Source organism: Enterococcus sp. C65 (assembly GCF_040887165.1).
Lineage (GTDB): Bacteria > Bacillota > Bacilli > Lactobacillales > Enterococcaceae > Enterococcus_B > Enterococcus_B hirae.
Genome location: NZ_JBFOFG010000006.1, coordinates 87,470 through 105,234 on the forward strand (window position 1 = coordinate 87,470; position 17,765 = coordinate 105,234).

Genomic DNA, 17,765 nt, shown 5'->3' on the forward strand with positions numbered 1-17,765 from the left:
TGTCATTGTCTAACTTAGGAGGTGTACTTTTATCTAACAATCCCTGCTACATGCCTCAAGTTTTCCTTTTTTTAGTTTTTAATTTTTCAGAACAGCTTTTTTCTCTAATTTTAGCTATAATAGTAAAGGTTGTGTCAATTTTATTGATTTTATCTTTCAATCAATCGTTTTTGCGTAAATTGGTATCAACCTAAACAAAACACGTTTTATTTCGTGTTCATTAAACGAAAGGAGTTAATTCTATGAATTTGACAAGAGACCTGACTTTCTTGGTTCTCTATGTTTTAGGGTTTACCGGTATTCTTTATTGGCGCCGTCGTCAAAGTGATCCTGCTCTGTTCTTTTATTGTGGATCTTGGACATTTATGATGATGGTCACTTACTTCATTGTTTTGGAAATTTTTTATTCCACCTTTTACTTTTTGATCCCACTTGTTTTTTTCAGTATTTTTGCATTCTCCTATTTTACTGAAAAACGCAAACTATTGAACGGGGTATTGTTCAATTTCTTTTTAATTAGTTTTGGCGGCTACTTAGTCACCTTGCTGCTTGAAACACAAAATATTTTTATTGGTGGTTTATTTGCAATAATTGCTATCCCCGTTTTGTTGATCTTGTTATTTGGCGTTTACATTTTGATCGTCTTTTTATTTTGGAACGGGTTATTAGTTTTAAAAAGAGAATCTCGCTCATTAGCCAATCTCTTAACTTTATTATTAGCAATCTTTTTAACGTTATATACTATATTTCAAATCTTCTTTATCCAATATTTCCCACAATGGTTCAATGTATTATTCACGGCTGTCCCATTGATTCTGTTTTATCTTTTTGTGGTTTTCTATAACTTTATAACCGTTTCTTTTTTGTATCAGTTCAACCGTCCACGATACAACCAAAATTACATTATCGTTTTAGGGGCTGGTCTACTAAATGGCGAAACGGTATCCCCTCTTTTAGCAAAAAGAATCGACAAAGCGATCGCCTTTTATTGGGCACAAAGTAAAGCAACCTTGAACCCGCCTATTCTATTGATGTCTGGTGGTCAAGGATCAGATGAAAAAGTGCCGGAAGCAATTGCGATGAAGCAATATGCTTTAGCTAAAGGCATTCCTGAGAGAGATATCTTGGTGGAAGCCAATTCAAAGACAACTTTAGAAAATATGCGTTTTTCTAAAGAACTCATGGATCAACAAACTGGTGGGCCATATCGAGCGATTTTCACTTCTAATAATTACCACATCTTCCGTGCAGGTCTTTATGCAAAGCAAGCTGGTTTAAAAGCGGATGGAATCGGAGCGAAAACTGCCTTTTACTACTTGCCGAATGCATTTTTGCGAGAATATATCGCCATCTTGGTTCTGCACAAAAAAAGACACTTGGTCGTTGGTGGCTTAATCGTGCTATTTACCGTATTACTCGCAGCTTTGAGCATCTTTATTTAAATAAGGCATTTGGGTGTCCCCCAAATGCCTTTTACTTTTTGTAATCTTTCCTTTTGCAACAACTATTTTCGTGTTTTCGTTCTCCCCTTAGATCGCTCAGACTGTTTCTGACTTCCCATCATTGGCAGGAAAAGAATTCCCTTTTTCACTACTACTTTTTGTGCTGAATAAATTCCACTATTACCAGAACACATGAAGCTCACCAGACAGATCATAAAGAAATAACTGGCTGCTTGTCCACCGAACAATTCGATTCCCATAACAAAACAAGCAATGGGTGTATTTGTTGCTCCTGAAAAGACGCCAATGAATCCCAAGGCTGCTAAAAAAGGAATGGACACATGTAAGATTGGTGCTAGAGCAGCACCTAATGTCGCTCCGATTTCAAATAAAGGAGTTACCTCTCCACCTTGATAACCAGCACCTAAAGACAAGACAGTAAATCCAAGCTTTCCAAGAAAATCATAGAAATGGGCGGTACCATTAAAGGCATCAGTTAACAAAGGCAAACTGAGCCCCAAATATCTTTGGGTTTGCAATAAGAGCGCTGCGATGACGACCACAGCTCCGCCAATAAAATTACGTAGAACTGGACTAGCCATTCTTTTGGCATACCAAGTTTTCAAAAAAACGATCGAACGACTAAATACCCAACCAATCAGACCAAAAGCAATGCCTGCAACGAATAATTTAAAGAAAAGAGATACATCCCAACTTGGAATCGTCCCCATAGGGTAATGGATATGTTTCACCCCAAAGCTTTCAGTCACAAAGTTAGCAAACAGTGCTGCAAAAAAACTTGGAAATAAGGCTTCTGTTCTAACTTTTCCAATTGCTAAAACTTCTAACCCAAATAGTGTTCCAGCAAGAGGCGTACCAAAAACGGAACTAAAACCAGCACTGATCCCGCTGATCACCAATAACTCCCGTTCCACTTTATTTAACCGAAAGAGACGGGCTAAATTTTCTGCTAAAGCGCCTCCCATTTGCACAGCTGTTCCTTCTCGTCCGACAGAACCACCAAATAAATGGGTGGTAATCGTTCCAAATAACGTTAAAGGAATCAGGCGTAAAGGAATTTTTTCTTCCCCACCATTTCCTTGATCAATCACTAAGTTATTTCCTCTACCAGAATTTCCTCCGTACTTACTATATAAAAAAGCAAAAATTCCACCACTTACTGGTAAAAGAAACAACAACCAGGGTGAAGCAAGGCGTATATTAGTAACCCATGTTAAACTATTGAGAAAAAAGGCTGATAAACTTCCCATAAAAATTCCCAATAGCAATGTGATCAATAACCATTTGATCATGTATACGACGACCCTAATTGGATCAGGTAATCGATTTTCCATCTCTTTTCCTCCTCAAAAAAAACGCCTACTAAAAAAAGGGGTATCCCGATTCTTAGTAGGCGTCATTAGTTATCTTAAGATTAACGTTTAAAGGCGAACACCATCACCTATTCACTTCATCAATTAAAATAGCATATATTTATGAAAAATACAATGAAATTATCCTTCTTTTTTTACAATCTCAGTAAATTCATAAAAAGGAGTCAATTGGACTAAATTGTGGTTACAATGCTCACTATCATGGCAAATATAGTTTCCTTTTTTCGTATAGGTGCCATCTGAATTCGATTTTGTTGTTGCTAAAAAGAGTGACACACTCGAAGTTTTTTTACAAATCGTACAAATCCCTTTCGTGATGGTCGGGGATAAAGTCCCGCGAATACCATTTAACTTCCCTGATTCATCATAATAAACAAGAAATTTTTTCTGAGTACCAGGATCATTCCATCCAATATAGGTGTGTTCTCTTAAATCCAAATGATTCCAATCAGGTTGTTTTAGCTTTTTCACTTTTCGGAATAATTTTTCGATTTGAGCTTTCGAAGGTTGCTCAAAAGGTTGAACTGATTCTTTTAATTCTTCTAATAAGCGTTCAGCAGTTTCTTTGGTCAAAGAAGTATTTAAGATGTTTTCTAAGAAAAGGTTCATCCTTTGTGAGGGTTCTACTAGTTCCTCTATTCTCTCCACAGCTAATGCTTGGACCGTTTCGATCGTTTTAGAATCGTTTACTGAATGATAGACTGATATTAATTGTTCGACTTCTCTTTTAATAAAATAATATTGATAAGGTTTAATTGTTTTTTCCATGACTTTGAGTCCTTTCTTCTTTCAAGTGAATGTACTTTGAAGAAAAGAACTTCAACAAAGTACGTTAGTTAAAGCTTTTCCACTCTTTTAAATAAGATCCATATGGCATCTTATCATCACCCCCTTTAAGTTTGTATCAACAACTTGTTCTTGATACAAAGTAAACAGTAAAAATCATGGTTCGTCAATAAAAAAAAACCTGAGAAATTTTATGAAATTTCTCAGGAAGAATTCTTAATCACATCGTATTAAATCGATTGTTCTTTGCCGAAATATCTTTGCCATTTTTGTTTCATCGAAGCAGTCATTGGCTGCGCTGCTTCTTTCACAGCACAATATTTGTCGACAAACGTCACAATATAGCTTTCTTTATACTTAGGCGGTGCGATCGTAGCGCCCCACATATGTTTTAAGATGATATCACGCTCTAAATCGGATAGGTCAGTAATTTTTTCTGCATTTTTCACTGCGATCCTTGGATGGATATAAGCATGCGTTCCTTCATCAAATTTTGTTGTACGCCAATCATAGTAGAAAAGATCATGCAAAAGACCTGCACGTGCAGTCGCTTTTGCATTACCGCCCCATTTTTTGGCTAATTTATAACTATAGTAAGAAACACTAAGAGAATGCTCTAATCGAGTGGAGTGGACATGTTGTGTATAATTGGCTAATTTCTTCACTGCATCTGTTGCTAATAGATCTTCTACATAAGACATATATTCTTCGTCTTCACGCCATTTTTCTGTCATAATTATTGATCTGCCACCTTTTTTGAATTTCATTTTCCTTTGAAATTGATCCTAGTATACCATTAGTGTTCGGAATATTCTAGTGAGGTTCCATCAAAATGTAGAAAGCTTAATAGTTCCTTAATCATAAAGAGAAATGGTAAAGTACGATGCCTGCTGCCACTCCTACATTTAATGATTCAGCATTTCCGCGAATCGGAATATAGATATTTTTATCCGTCAAGGAAAGAATTTCGGGCCGCACGCCTTGCCCTTCATTCCCCATGACAATTGCATACTTCTCAGGAACAGTTACCTGTTCTAATGAACGAGCATCCTCGTTCAATTCCGTTCCATAGATATTAAAATTGTGTTCCTTTAAAAGCGGGATCATTTGCTCAAGGTCTGTTTGAAGTATTGGTAGATGGTAATTGCTCCCCTGCATACTTCTTAACACTTTTGTACTATAAATGTCAGCTGATCCTTTTCCTAAAACGACACCAGATAGTCCAAAAGCATCTGCCGTACGAATCATTGTTCCAACATTCCCAGGATCTTGGACATTATCTAACAATAACCATCCTCCAGTTAATTCGGGCATGTTTACTTTTTCGTAGAGCATAACGGCTAAGATACCTTGGGGTGTTGGCAAATCTGATACCACAGCCATGACTTCATTCGTTACCAAGGTACAAGGGATGTCTAAATGGTTTTTAAGCCACTCCTCCCACTCTTCTAACCCTTTTTCTGTGATTAAGATTTCTTTTACTTTGGCATGAGAAGCAACTGCCTCTTCAACCAAATGGAATCCTTCGAGTAGATACTCGCCTGTTTCTTCCCGGTATTTTTTCTTATGTAGTTTTTTCAATTCTTTGATTCTTGGATTTTTTGCTGATTGGATTTCTTTCACATTTTTCACCTCACTTAATTATAGCATGAATTCGAACCTTGAACTTGTTACAACATCAAAAAATCGGTATCATTAATTTAAAAAGCAAGGAAAGAAAGGTGGATATGATGAAAAAAATCAAGATGAACGTTCAAGGACGTGTCCAAGGTGTTGGCTTTCGTTATATGACAAAAATCGTTGCCGATCAATTAGGGATCACAGGCACAGTTAAAAACGAAGAAGATGGTTCGGTGACAATCGAAGCATGTGGCGATGAGGAAACGATCAAAAGATTCATTGAAGAAGTAAAGGATTCTCCAAGTCCTAGTGGTCGCGTACAATACGTTGACTTGCAAGATAATCCGATGATGGAAGAACGAAAAAAATTTGATGTGATCGGCTAATTTACTGATTCTGAATGGACGAAACACGCAAAAGGTAGTTCTATTTACACTATGAGAAGGCTCACATGACTTTAAGAAAGTTTGACGATAAAGGACTTTTTTTAAAGAAACAACGTGCCTTCTCTCTTCTAATCGTCCCTCACTCGTTTGATCGTTTTTGCTTCTGTTTAACCGATGGCTTTTCTCCCTTTCCTTTTTGTGGTTTGACAAATAACTTTTTTATTTTTTTAAGACCATATAGGTAGGAATCTATGAATTTTCTATAAAGTAGATTGAATTGTGTGTGCTTTTTTAGTATAGTTAATTTTGTGTAAAAATTATAAAAGAGGAAGTATTTTATGAATAAATGGAAAAATTGGGTATTGGGTTCTGGCCTTGTCACAGTCATGCTTTTCTTATCTGGTTGTGTTCGTCTGGATTCAAATGGTAACCCTGACACATCAGGTATCGTGTACCGAGTATTAGTCCATCCAATGGGACAAGCGATTACATATTTAGTGGAGAACTTCAACTGGTCCTATGGTTGGGCTGTTATTTTAATGACAGTCATCGTTCGTATCATCATTTTGCCATTAGGTATTAGTCAATCGAAAAAGACAATGATCCAATCTGAAAAAATGCAAGCATTGAAGCCGCAAGTCGAAGCCGCTCAACAAAAACTAAAAACGGCGACTACTCGTGAAGAACAAATGGCTGCACAAGCTGAAATGCAACAAGTTTATCGTGAAAATGGGTTAAGTATGACTGGCGGGATCGGCTGCTTGCCTCTCTTGATCCAAATGCCGATCTTTTCAGCCCTTTATTTCACAGCTCGTTATACAGAAGGCATTCGTGAATCCTCTTTCTATGGGATCGACTTAGGACACCCTAGTTTTGTATTAGTTGCGATTGCTGGTGCTGCTTATTTACTTCAAGGATATATTTCAACAATCGGTATCCCTGAAGAACAAAAGAAAACAATGCGTACGATGCTTATCGTTTCGCCTGCGATGATCGTCTTCATGTCGATCAGTGCGCCAGCTGGAGTCACACTTTATTGGGTAGTTGGTGGTATCTTTAGTTGTTTGCAAACCTTCATTACAAATGTCATCATGAAGCCTAAATTAAAAGCTCAAGTGGCAGAAGAGTTAAAACAAAATCCACCGAAGCAAGTCGTAACACCTCGTAAAGACGTGACACCTGCGGATAGCGAACAACCAGTGAAGAAACAAGTCAAAGCACCTAAAAACCAAACAGGTCGTAACGCTGGAAAACAACAAAAACGGAAATAACTAAGCATTTCGTTTATTTCTCAAAATAGCTGAAATAAAAAAGGAAGAGAGAACGCCTCTCCTCCTTTTTTATTTTGTCCTCTGATCATTGATCATTCTTTGCTAAATTGCCGAATCAATGGTTCGGATTGAATAAAAATCAGTGTAGACATTTTTCTTCTCACTAGCAGCAACCACTTTCAAGGTCTTTGACCTGTTGTTTGTCATCATTAGATTTTCTTTTTGATCCTCAATAAATCAACTAGTGGATTGACTTTGGTTATCGTTGTGATTGCGAGATAGATCGGACAAGCAATGACGAATTGGATCAGATTGGTTCGGATATTACTCGTTAAATGACCTGTTAAAAACCTGGTGATCAAACACATGATCAATCCAGCAATTATAAACATCCCGATTTTTCTGAGAGAAAAGGTAAACGTCGTCTGTTTCAGAAAAGCTCTTGTTCTTACAACTGTAACAAAACTTTCGGCGAGAATAGTTGAAAATACGACCCCCAAAAAGCCAATAGACGGCAATAGTATGAGATTTGCCACAAGATTGATGATAGCTCCAATGATTACTGAACGATTATACTCTTTAACCTGACCAATTGGCATTAGATATTGTCTAGAAATCGCCATGCCTAAAGGAACGATCACAATCAAAACCGTAAAATATGGAATAATTTGAGTGATGTAGCTAAATTTTTCGCCAAAAAACCAAGGAACGAGCTTGTCATAAACTGTCAACATCCCAAACATGATTGGAATCGAAAAAAACAATTGTAAATGAATCGTTTTTTCCATCGTGCGAACGATTTTCTCCATATTTTTTTTTGCAAAAAAACTTGTCATATGGGGAAGTAAGACGATGTCTAAGGTAGTTATGATCGTGATGAATACGGTATTCAATTGCAGAGAATTGGTAAAATAGCCCACTGCAACACTTCCTAATGTGAAACCTAAAAGGGTCTTATTCAAATTGGTATACAACATGATCGCAATTTGAGGAATAAAATAATCAAAAGAGCCCTTTAAATGACTAAGACTTTTCTTTAAATCAACTTTCGTCAAATGAATGTATTTAGGAATAAAGAACCAGACACTCACTTGTGAACAAACTAAACCTAGTCCTTGAATCAAGGTATATTTTAACGTGTCGTCTTCGTTTTTAATCAAGAAAAGAATGAGAAAAAACGTGACTAGTTGGACTACTAAATTAGCTATACTAGTTTTCTTAAAATCTTCAATTCCCATAAAAAACCAAGATACGTCAAATAATACGGCAAAAATCGCCAAGGATTGGACAAACAAATACGAACGATTATTTAATAAAGAGGCAACAATAAAGTAAGCGACTATGACAATTAAGCTCGCTAATGCCTTAAAAAGCAGAATTTCCCAAAAAACTTCTGATAACGCTTCTTTCTTACGGTTGTAAGTCAAAGTTATTTCCCGGTTCCCGTACATCGTTACCCCTAGCCCCGCAAACAAAACAAAATATTGGACAATTGAAAACGTATAATTATAAAGACCGATCCCACTTGGCCCTAAAGCATTAGAAACGATTGGAATGGTAATAATCGGAAGAATGATTTTCGTCAGTTGAAACAAGCTCTGATAAAAAAAATTTTTGGCTATATTTTTCATTTATTCATCCCGTCTAAAAATATCTCTCGTATAGACTTTTTCGATCACATCTTTTAATTGATGGTCCATCCGATTTGAGACGATCACATCCGATAGTTGTTTGAATCGCGCAAGATCCGAAACGACAGGCGCATGATGAAATTCTTCAACAGGTAACGTTGGCTCATAAACAACCACCGAAACTCCTTGTTCCTGGATTCGTTTCATGACTCCTTGAATCGATGAATAACGGAAATTGTCTGAATCGGCTTTCATCGTTAACCGATAGATTCCCACAGTTTTAGGCTTTTGGGCTAAAATTTGTTCTGCAATAAAATCTTTTCTGGTTGTATTTGCTTCAACGATCGCTTGGATAAGATTGTTAGGCACATCGGTATAATTTGCTTTCAACTGTTTCGTATCTTTTGGCAAACAATACCCTCCATAACCAAATGAAGGATTATTGTAATGAGAGCCGATACGTGGGTCCAGTCCGACGCCTTCAATGATTTGTTTCGTATTTAAGCCTCGTATCTCCGCATAACTATCCAATTCATTGAAGTAAGCCACACGCAACGCCAGATACGTATTTGAGAATAACTTGATTGCTTCCGCTTCTGTTGAATGAGTCAATAAAACTGGGACATTATCTGCTTGCGTATTCTTTTTGAACATATTCGCAATCTCTGTTCCTCTATCTGAACATTCTCCTACAACAATGCGGGAAGGATAAAGATTATCGTACAATGCTTTACCTTCACGTAAAAATTCTGGTGAAAAAACAATATTTTCTGTTTGATATTTTTTCTTTAATTCGGCCGTATACCCTACTGGTACCGTGGACTTAATGATAAATTTTGCTTCTGGACGAATGGCGAGAGCTTGTTCAATGATGCTCTCAATCGATGAGGTATTAAAATAATTTTTCTTTTCATCGTAATCAGTGGGTGTGGCAATAATCAAATAATCACCAAAAAGAACCGCTTCTCGGAAATCCTTAATAAATTCGATTGCTAGGTCTTCTCTTTGAAGAAAATTATGTACTTCACGGTCTTCAATTGGTGACTCCTTCTTTTGTAGTCGTTCGATCTTTTCTGCTACGATGTCATAAGCTTTGACATTCTCATGCTGGCTAAGTAATAACGCATTGGCTAGCCCTACATAGCCTAGGCCGAAAATTGATACGTTCAATTGGTTTCACCTCTATCATTAGTTTTATTAACATAAAAAACACAAACTGGAACGTTATTGGTAGTTCTTCGTTTCATTCGCTTTATCATTCTTCTAAAAAAACAAAGCCATTTACTTTTCCTTTGAACCCAGGCTCATTTCGTCAGTCACTCTTACAAATAATCAAAACATTCTTGAGGTTAAGAGCTTTTCACCTCATTTTCCCTGTTTAAGTGCTTTTTTTATTTTGTGAAATTCCTTTAGTTATAAAGTTTCATAAAGTTCTGCTACTTGATTGATGATTACGTTTTCGCTGAATTTTTGGATATGAGCAGCAGCGTTCTCGGAATATTTTGTAACAGGTAACGTTCCAGAAAAAAAATCTTGAAGAATATTTACTAGTTCTTCTGACTCTTTGACATCAAACAATTTTCCTGTGTTCTCATCATAGATCAGATCTTTATTGCCTCGTATATTTGAAGCGACTACCGGTAAACCAACGCTCATAGCCTCCATGATCGATACGGGCAATCCTTCTCTTAAAGAAGGAAAGAGAAATAGATCACTCATTTTCATGATCTCAATAATATCCTTACGATATCCGAGTAAACTGACTTTCTTTTCCAAACCTAAAAATTTAATTTTTTGTTCTAGCGTTTGTTTCAAAGGCCCCGTTCCACAAATAAAATAGTGGAAATCTTGGTCTTTAAATGAAGCGAGTGCATGAATCACCAGTTCGTGGTTTTTGTTTTTATTCAATTCACCGACTGAAAGGAGTACTTTGGTTGTTGGCTGAGCTAGTGAAAGTACCTTACTTTTTAGCCGTTTATCAACCAAGGTTTTCTCGAACTTTTCTACTTGGATTCCAACCCCCTGAATCAAATGAGTTTGTGTTGCTTTAAATTTTTGTGAAGCAAGCAAATAATCTTCCTGATTAATGGTAATAAGCTTACTTGTATAACGAGATAAGTATTTTTCAACTGGGTAATAGACGAACCAATTAAGCATTGGGGCTCCTTGATAAAAGTGAAACCCGTGTGCCGTATAGTAGATAGGAATATTGATCCGCTTACAAGCAAGTCTTGTCACCATCGAAGCAACTGGCGTATGCGTATGTACGATATCGATATTCTCTTCTTTGATCAGCTGTTTGATTTTCTTATAGGCTAAAAGATTGCTTTTAGCTAATGGATTCCTATTGAATGGTATTTGAAACACAGGTATTTTTTTATCAGAAAAATAAGATGCCAACGGTTGTTCAAGCGCACATGCCACACTCACTTCATGTCCATTTTTGATTAGTTGATCAATATGTGGGATTAAAAAAGCATTGAGTGTATTGGAGATCGTCGTCACATATAAAATTTTCAGTATGGTTCATTCCCTTCAAATTTTTCACTTGTTGGTCCAAAATTTGAGCTAATCCCTTCTTGTTTGAACACTTTAAGGACTGTTTGTAACAAGATCCAAACATCTTTGCCAAACGAATAACTTTCAACGTACAAACAATCATACGTAAACTTTTCTTCCCAACTGATCGCATTTCTACCACTGACTTGGGCCAATCCGGTCAAACCTGGGCGAATGTTGTGGCGTTTTCGTTGCTCTTCATTATAAAGTGTCAAATATTCTACCAATAATGGACGAGGACCAACAAAAGACATTTCGCCTTTAAAGATATTCCAAAGCTCTGGCAGCTCGTCAAGGCTAGTCGCTCTAAGTAGTTTGCCGAATTTTGTCAGACGAACTTCATCTGGAAGATACGCGCCATGTTGATCTTTCTCGTCTGTCATCGTGCGAAACTTGTACATAAAAAATAATCGTTCATTCTTCCCTGGTCTTGTTTGCTTAAAAATAACCGGTGAACCTAGTTTAAATCGAACACACCCCGCAAGTATGAGCATCAGTGGTGCAAGCAAAAGCAATAAAAGACCTGAGAAAAAAAGATCGAACGCACGCTTTCCAAAAAGTCGATAAAAGGTTGGTTTACTCATAACGCATCACTCGCTTGATCGTTGCAACGACTCTATTTAACTCTTCATCCGTCATTTTAGTATCTGAGGGAAGACAAACTCCAGAAGAAAAAAGCGATTCTGCAACTTCGCCGCCAATAAAATCAAACGAGTCAAAAACAGGCTGTAAGTGCATCGGTTTCCAGACAGGACGTGCTTCGATCTGTTCTTTTTCCAATTCTTCAATCAAATAAGATGGATCTATTCCTTCTAAACGAATGACACTCAACCAATAGTTAGGTTCGTTCCAAGAGTTTTCCGGCATAAATTGTATATTAGGAAACTCGGACAATTCTTCTTGATAAAATTGATAGATGGCACGCTTCTTTTGGATTCTTTCATTTAATACTTTTAATTGACCACGTCCGATTCCTGCTAATATATTGCTCATACGATAGTTGTAACCGATTTCTAAATGTTGATAATAACGTTCATTTTCACGAGATTGAGTGGCCCAAAATTTGACTTTTTCGATTTTTGATTGATCGTCAGAGATTAATGCTCCCCCACCTGAAGTTGTGATGATCTTATTTCCATTGAAGGAATAAATCCCATAGTCTCCAAACGTTCCTGTATATTTACCTTGGTAAGTCGTTCCTAATGATTCGGCAGCATCTTCAATCAACGTCACTTGATATTCTTGACAGATCTGCATGATTTCAGCTAAGTTTGCAGCTAATCCATATAAATGAACGACGATCACCGCTTTCGCTTTTGGATATTTTTCTAAAGCTGCGCGTAAATGAACAGGACTCATATTCCAAGTTTCGGCATCACTATCCACAAAGATTGGGACGGCTCCTTGATAAAGAATCGGGTTGACCGTAGCTGCAAAAGTCAAGGATTGACAAATCACTTGATCTCCTTTCGTGACACCTGCTGCCTTTAATGCTAAATGAATCGCTGCCGTACCTGAAGAAAGCGCAGCAACATGCTTGGCTCCCACATGATCTGCCAGTTCTTGCTCAAAACCATCGACATTGGCACCTAAAGGGGCAATCCAGTTCGTATCAAAGGCTTCTTTGACAAACGCTTGTTCATAGCCTGCTTCACTCATATGGGGCGAAGCTAATAATATTCGCTTTTTTCTCACATCAACTCCACCTTTCAATTATCTTTGCTGGTACCCCCACCCATTTTGAATGATGAGGGATATCTCTGATGACAACACTGCCAGCCCCAATAATGTTGCCATCACCAATCGAACATTCTTGAATAATCTTTGTACCGACACCTAGTTCATTTTTATCTCCTAAAGTGACTGCTCCCGAAATATTGACATTAGGAAAAATGGCATTGTAACTACCTATAATGGAGTCATGACCGATTGTTGAACCAATATTGATCATATTGAAGTCACCGATTGAAATATCTGCAGTATAGGTCGTGTAAGGCATCAATATGTTCCCAATGCCCAGTTGAACATTTAAGCCAATCAATGCGCTAGGGGCAAACAAATTTGGAAAAAGCAAGTGAGGGTTTTGTCGTAACTGTTCATAGATGTTTTCTTTGACCGTCGGAGCCGCAATCCCAAGAAAAACTGCCATTGGTGTTTTGACTTGAAGCAAGTCAGCAATTTTGCCAATCACAGGTTTTCCTAGAACATCGCTTTGCTCACTTTTACGATCATCGACAAAACCGACCCACTGATACTCATTTTGTTGTTGGAGCAAAAAAGCAATTTCTTTACCAAACCCACCTGCTCCTACTATTATTGCATCCACTCGCTTTCTCCTCTCGTTTCTTTTTTTGATGGTCAAACGTTTTTTTACATGCGATTTGAATAACGTATCCCTATGCAATTTTTGATCGCAGGAATCGTATAATCCAGCACATAAAGCAATGATTTTACTACTTTACTAATAGTACGTTCAGCTTAAAACAGCTAGTTTCTATTGATTAGAAGCATTGGCAAAACGAATCACTTCTCTTGCTAATTGTTTCTCATCTTTTGGCAAATGACGGATAAAATCCATCACTTTTTGATTTGAATAACCTTTGATGTTTCCGACAAAAATTTTTTCATAGACAGCTTCATCGTTTCTCTCTTTATCCAACAGTAGTTCTTCATATAGTTTTTCCCCAGGACGGATACCCGTTTCAAGAATCTCAATTTCGTCTTCACGATAGCCACTCAGGCGAATCATATTTTTGGCAAGGTTGACGATTTTGACTGGTTCACCCATATCTAAAATAAAAATCTCTCCACCTTTAGCCAAGACTCCTGATTGAATGACCAATCGACTTGCTTCAGGAATTGTCATAAAGTAACGTGTCATCCGAAAATCAGTAATCGTGACTGGTCCACCTTGCGCAATTTGTTCACGAAAGACAGGAATCACACTTCCTCGTGAACCTAATACATTTCCAAAGCGAACAGCGGAAAATGTTGTTCCATTTTTTTCGTTCAATCCTGTTACAATCATTTCTGCAATCCGCTTTGTCGCTCCCATCACATTAGGTGGATGATTCGCTTTATCTGTTGAGACCATCACAAAATTTTTGACTTTCGCTTGTTTGGCTGCTTCCGCAACATTTTTCGTTCCAAGAATATTATTTTTTACTGCTTCTTTGGGATTTACTTCCATGAGAGGAACATGCTTATGTGCTGCAGCATGATAAACGATATCTGGGCGATAGTTTTGCATGATCTCATTGATTTTGTCACGATCTTGAATATCTGCAATGAGCGGGACGATTTTTGTCTGCTGATTTTGCTGATTCATGCGGAGTTCCCGATCGATCAAATAAATCGAATTTTCCCCATGTCCTACTAGTAATAATTGTGCTGGGGAAAACTGGATAATCTGCCGACAAATCTCTGAGCCGATCGAGCCACCCGCACCAGTCACAAGAATGGTTTTCCCTGTTAAATGACCTTTGATCGATTCAATGTCCAATTCAACTTCATCTCTTTCTAGTAAATCAACTACGTCAATTTTTTTTAATTTTGTGACACTGACTTTTCCAGAAGCGATTTCTTCCATTGAAGGCATCGTGTTTACTTTGACATGCAAGGATTCTACCATTTGAAAGATATTCCTGATTTTTGTTTTGGATAAGGAAGGAATGGCGATGGTAACGATTTGTACATCATGTTTCTTAATTAGTGTAGGGAGGTCTTTGATCATACCGATCACTTTTTTTCCTGAAAGATATGTATTTTGCTTATTAGGATCATCATCAACAAAACCAATGACATAGGTGTCACTTGCTGTTTTTGATCCAAGTAAGATATTTGCCAAAATTCTACCGCCTTCACCAGCGCCTACGATGATCGTCTTCTTGGCAGTGGCTCTAGGTTGTAGCTTTGTCTGCTTTTTCTCAATGTAAAGACGCCACTCCAGACGGCTTCCCATGATTAAAAGCAAAGACAAAATATAGGTAAAGATCGTTAGACGTAACATATACTGATGATTGATAAAAAACAAGACAAAAAGATTTGAAATCATAGTGATCGACAAAGAAACAAAAATCGCCCTGATTTCTTCTAAATTCATATAGCGATTGATTCTTGTAAAGACTTTAAATAAACTCCCATAAAACAAATAGAAACCTATTGAAACGCCTGTAGAGATGAACATAAAATCCGTTGATACTTCTGCGAATGGCTTCATGAATCTAATTGTAGCAATGTTTGCCAAAAACAACAATAAGCTATCAACTCCTATCAAAATAGCAATCTTTCTTTTTCTTGTGACTTCAAACACCTTTACTCCCCCTAAAATAACCCAAACTTCTTCTTTTTTATCGCTTGATAAGTTGGATAATGAATCTGCTCCCCATTGATTAAATCTTTGGCGACTTGTTTCATTTGCTCAACTTTTTCGTTATTGAAGTCTTTAGCGATTTGTTCATAACATTCTTTTAAACAAAAAGAACGTCGCTCAACACCGTGAGCATCCGAAGCAACCATTTGTACAAGATTGTACTTGACCATTTTTTTTGCTGTTTTTTGGATTTCTTTGCCAAAGCGCCCCAGATAACTTGGCGCTGTCAGCTGTGTCAAACACCCCATTTCTAGATAAGGCAACAAACGATTCGGATCTTTTGCAAAATAAGTATTACGCTCAGGATGCACGATTACTGGTATTTTTCCTAGTTTCAACAGTTCAAAAAAAAGGTTCTTTGCATATAACGGTACTTCTAATGTAGGAAATTCAATCAACAGATAAGTATCATTTAAATCTGTAAAAAGAAGTTCATCTCGGTGAAGCGCTTCAAGCAATTCTCCAGTAATACGAACTTCTTGACCTTCTAATAACACCAACGGTAAATTTCTTTTATCCAGCTCTTTTTGTAAAGTGGCGACTAGGGGAATGACTTTTTTCTTTTGATTACAATACTTGCCATTGTTATGGTGCGGTGTACATAAAATATGAGTAATCCCTTGTTCAACCGCTTTTTCAGCCATTGCCAGGCTTTCTTCCAGGTTTTGCGCACCATCGTCAACTGCTGGTAATAGATGACAATGTAAATCGATCATTCCCTTTACCTCCTCTTTATCATTCATAATAATAACTTGTATCTTTGCTTTGTTCGACTCCGTTATAAACAATTCCCAGTACCTTTGCCTGAGCCATCTCTAATAATTTTTTGGCTTTCACAACTGCTTCTTTTCGTGAAGTCTTTTCACGTACTACCAGAAGCGTACCATCTGCCTTTGATGACAAGATTTGAGCATCTGTCACAGTTACAATCGGCGGCAAATCAAACATCACGATATCATAGAGCTGACTTGCTTCTACCATTAGTTGATCCATTCTTTTCGAGCTTAACAGCTCTGATGGATTAGGAGGAATCGGTCCACTTGGTAATACCGATAATTCCTTGATTGCCGTTTTTTGGATCCCTTTACTGATCGTTTCAGTTGAGCTGAGTAAATTACTTAACCCATAGTGATTATTTACTTGAAATGCTTTGTAAATAACTGGTTTTCGCATGTCAGCATCAACTAATAATACTTTCTGCCCAGCTTTTGCAAAGACAACAGCCAGATTTGCAGCCGTTGTCGATTTCCCTTCACCTGGTCCAGATGACGTGACCACGATCGTTTTGACTTGTTGATCATTGATTGAAACAAATTGGATATTGGTTCGAATCGTTCGGTAGTGCTCGGCCGCTGCTGATGAAGGATTAGTTAAAGTAATCAAACGAATCGGTTGAAGTAGTGTTTCTTTTTGTTTTATGACACGTCGCATGTTTTCCCTCCTACACTCTTGAACGAGCTCTACGAGAAGCTCTCGCTTGTTCACCAGTTTCATCGTTTATTGTCACCGGTGCGTTGTTGTTTTTGTCATTTCTATTGAAATCTTTGGCAGTCATTTCTGGTACCGTTCCTAAAATTGGAAACCCTATGACCTCCGAAAGATATTTTTCATCTTTCACAGTCTGGTCGAACAATTCCAATAACAGAGCTATCCCCATGCCAATCATCAAACCTAAAATAAGGCCAAGGGCAATATTTATTTTTTTATTTGGTGACACCGATGTTCCGTCCGCAACCGCTTCAGAAATGATCGATATTTTATCGACATTCATCACATCTTTTGCTTTCGTTTGAAACACCTCAGCTGTGGTATTCGCAATTTTCTGAGCATTATCTGGAATCGAACTAATCGCTTGGATAGAAAACATTTGTGAATTTTCGGATTGATTCACTGTGATTGCTTGTTTGATTTCTCCAACCGTCATTGCTAGCTGATCTTGCGTTTCTAATTGATCTTTCACTTCACTTAAAACTAAGTCACTAATGATCATATCTTTGTAGGTGTTAATCATTTGTAAATTCGTATTCACATCATTGACATTCGTAATATTTGACTGAGGCAACGTGACAATCAATTGGGCTTGTGAACTAAACTTAGGTGTTAGAATAAAGAATGTAACGAAACTTGCTACCGCCAAACCAACTAACGTTGAAATAAATAAGGTCAACAAACGCTTACGAAATACTCCGATGATCTCTTTTATACTAATTGTCTCTTCCATTTCTCTCCACTTTCCTGTTACTTTCCTAGATTCATTTTTCTTTTAACACATGACATCCTGCTGATGTTACTTGTTCTCATAAA

Annotated in this window: 17 protein-coding genes and 1 riboswitch; of the genes, 3 read left to right on the top strand and 14 right to left on the bottom strand. The window is 37.4% G+C overall.

Annotated features, from left to right (window positions below):
- Nucleotides 1-242 precede the first annotated feature (242 nt).
- Complete coding sequence (locus AB3I12_RS08275; RefSeq protein ID WP_063627373.1) at nucleotides 243-1,442, top strand: YdcF family protein; 1,200 nt, start codon at nucleotides 243-245, stop codon at nucleotides 1,440-1,442.
- Between the two features lie 62 nt (nucleotides 1,443-1,504).
- Here AB3I12_RS08275 and AB3I12_RS08280 read toward each other — a convergent pair whose 3' ends face one another.
- The 4 genes from AB3I12_RS08280 to AB3I12_RS08295 all read right to left on the bottom strand — a co-directional run bounded on the left by AB3I12_RS08280 (nucleotide 1,505) and on the right by AB3I12_RS08295 (nucleotide 5,245).
- Complete coding sequence (locus AB3I12_RS08280) at nucleotides 1,505-2,797, bottom strand: voltage-gated chloride channel family protein (protein WP_063627374.1); 1,293 nt, start codon at nucleotides 2,795-2,797, stop codon at nucleotides 1,505-1,507.
- 49 nt (nucleotides 2,798-2,846) lie between these two features.
- A riboswitch (Fluoride riboswitch) is annotated at nucleotides 2,847-2,914 on the bottom strand.
- Nucleotides 2,915-2,956: 42 nt separating this feature from the next.
- Nucleotides 2,957-3,604 (bottom strand): FusB/FusC family EF-G-binding protein, encoded by a 648-nt coding sequence (locus AB3I12_RS08285; RefSeq protein WP_063627375.1) that lies wholly within the window; start codon nucleotides 3,602-3,604, stop codon nucleotides 2,957-2,959.
- Nucleotides 3,605-3,852: 248 nt separating this feature from the next.
- Nucleotides 3,853-4,356, bottom strand: a complete 504-nt coding sequence (locus AB3I12_RS08290) for an HD domain-containing protein (RefSeq protein WP_010737939.1) — start codon at nucleotides 4,354-4,356, stop codon at nucleotides 3,853-3,855.
- A gap of 124 nt (nucleotides 4,357-4,480) precedes the next feature.
- Nucleotides 4,481-5,245: an RNA methyltransferase gene (locus AB3I12_RS08295; protein WP_034700883.1), complete on the bottom strand. Its 765-nt coding sequence runs from the start codon at nucleotides 5,243-5,245 to the stop codon at nucleotides 4,481-4,483.
- A gap of 107 nt (nucleotides 5,246-5,352) precedes the next feature.
- Between AB3I12_RS08295 and AB3I12_RS08300 the strand changes: the two genes are divergently transcribed.
- The gene (locus AB3I12_RS08300) at nucleotides 5,353-5,628 is read left to right on the top strand and encodes an acylphosphatase (RefSeq protein ID WP_010718509.1); all 276 of its coding nucleotides are present in this window, start codon (nucleotides 5,353-5,355) and stop codon (nucleotides 5,626-5,628) included.
- 338 nt (nucleotides 5,629-5,966) lie between these two features.
- A complete protein-coding gene (gene yidC / locus AB3I12_RS08305; RefSeq protein ID WP_010718510.1) occupies nucleotides 5,967-6,899 on the top strand; it encodes a membrane protein insertase YidC in 933 nt (310 codons plus the stop codon).
- Nucleotides 6,900-7,108: 209 nt separating this feature from the next.
- On the opposite strand, the gene AB3I12_RS08310 is transcribed toward yidC, so the two are convergent.
- The 10 genes from AB3I12_RS08310 to AB3I12_RS08355 all read right to left on the bottom strand — a co-directional run bounded on the left by AB3I12_RS08310 (nucleotide 7,109) and on the right by AB3I12_RS08355 (nucleotide 17,682).
- The gene (locus AB3I12_RS08310) at nucleotides 7,109-8,530 is read right to left on the bottom strand and encodes an oligosaccharide flippase family protein (protein ID WP_010718511.1); all 1,422 of its coding nucleotides are present in this window, start codon (nucleotides 8,528-8,530) and stop codon (nucleotides 7,109-7,111) included.
- Nucleotides 8,531-9,700, bottom strand: a complete 1,170-nt coding sequence (locus AB3I12_RS08315; protein WP_063627376.1) for a nucleotide sugar dehydrogenase — start codon at nucleotides 9,698-9,700, stop codon at nucleotides 8,531-8,533. It lies immediately after the preceding gene.
- A 243-nt stretch (nucleotides 9,701-9,943) separates the two neighbouring features.
- A complete protein-coding gene (locus AB3I12_RS08320; protein WP_063627377.1) occupies nucleotides 9,944-11,035 on the bottom strand; it encodes a glycosyltransferase family 4 protein in 1,092 nt (363 codons plus the stop codon).
- A gap of 11 nt (nucleotides 11,036-11,046) precedes the next feature.
- Nucleotides 11,047-11,673 carry a sugar transferase gene (locus AB3I12_RS08325; protein WP_063627378.1) on the bottom strand — a complete coding sequence of 209 codons (627 nt, stop codon included), beginning with the start codon at nucleotides 11,671-11,673 and terminating at the stop codon, nucleotides 11,047-11,049.
- Nucleotides 11,666-12,784: a DegT/DnrJ/EryC1/StrS aminotransferase family protein gene (locus tag AB3I12_RS08330; RefSeq protein ID WP_053766592.1), complete on the bottom strand. Its 1,119-nt coding sequence runs from the start codon at nucleotides 12,782-12,784 to the stop codon at nucleotides 11,666-11,668. The genes AB3I12_RS08325 and AB3I12_RS08330 overlap by 8 nt, the downstream gene beginning before the upstream one ends.
- A 1-nt stretch (nucleotide 12,785) precedes the next feature.
- Nucleotides 12,786-13,415, bottom strand: a complete 630-nt coding sequence (locus AB3I12_RS08335) for an acetyltransferase (RefSeq protein ID WP_063627379.1) — start codon at nucleotides 13,413-13,415, stop codon at nucleotides 12,786-12,788.
- Nucleotides 13,416-13,583: 168 nt separating this feature from the next.
- Complete coding sequence (locus AB3I12_RS08340; RefSeq protein WP_063627380.1) at nucleotides 13,584-15,401, bottom strand: nucleoside-diphosphate sugar epimerase/dehydratase; 1,818 nt, start codon at nucleotides 15,399-15,401, stop codon at nucleotides 13,584-13,586.
- 11 nt (nucleotides 15,402-15,412) lie between these two features.
- Nucleotides 15,413-16,177: a tyrosine-protein phosphatase gene (locus AB3I12_RS08345; protein WP_063627381.1), complete on the bottom strand. Its 765-nt coding sequence runs from the start codon at nucleotides 16,175-16,177 to the stop codon at nucleotides 15,413-15,415.
- 19 nt (nucleotides 16,178-16,196) lie between these two features.
- The gene (locus AB3I12_RS08350) at nucleotides 16,197-16,892 is read right to left on the bottom strand and encodes a CpsD/CapB family tyrosine-protein kinase (protein ID WP_063627382.1); all 696 of its coding nucleotides are present in this window, start codon (nucleotides 16,890-16,892) and stop codon (nucleotides 16,197-16,199) included.
- A gap of 10 nt (nucleotides 16,893-16,902) precedes the next feature.
- Nucleotides 16,903-17,682 (bottom strand): YveK family protein, encoded by a 780-nt coding sequence (locus AB3I12_RS08355; protein WP_010737948.1) that lies wholly within the window; start codon nucleotides 17,680-17,682, stop codon nucleotides 16,903-16,905.
- Nucleotides 17,683-17,765: the final 83 nt, after the last annotated feature.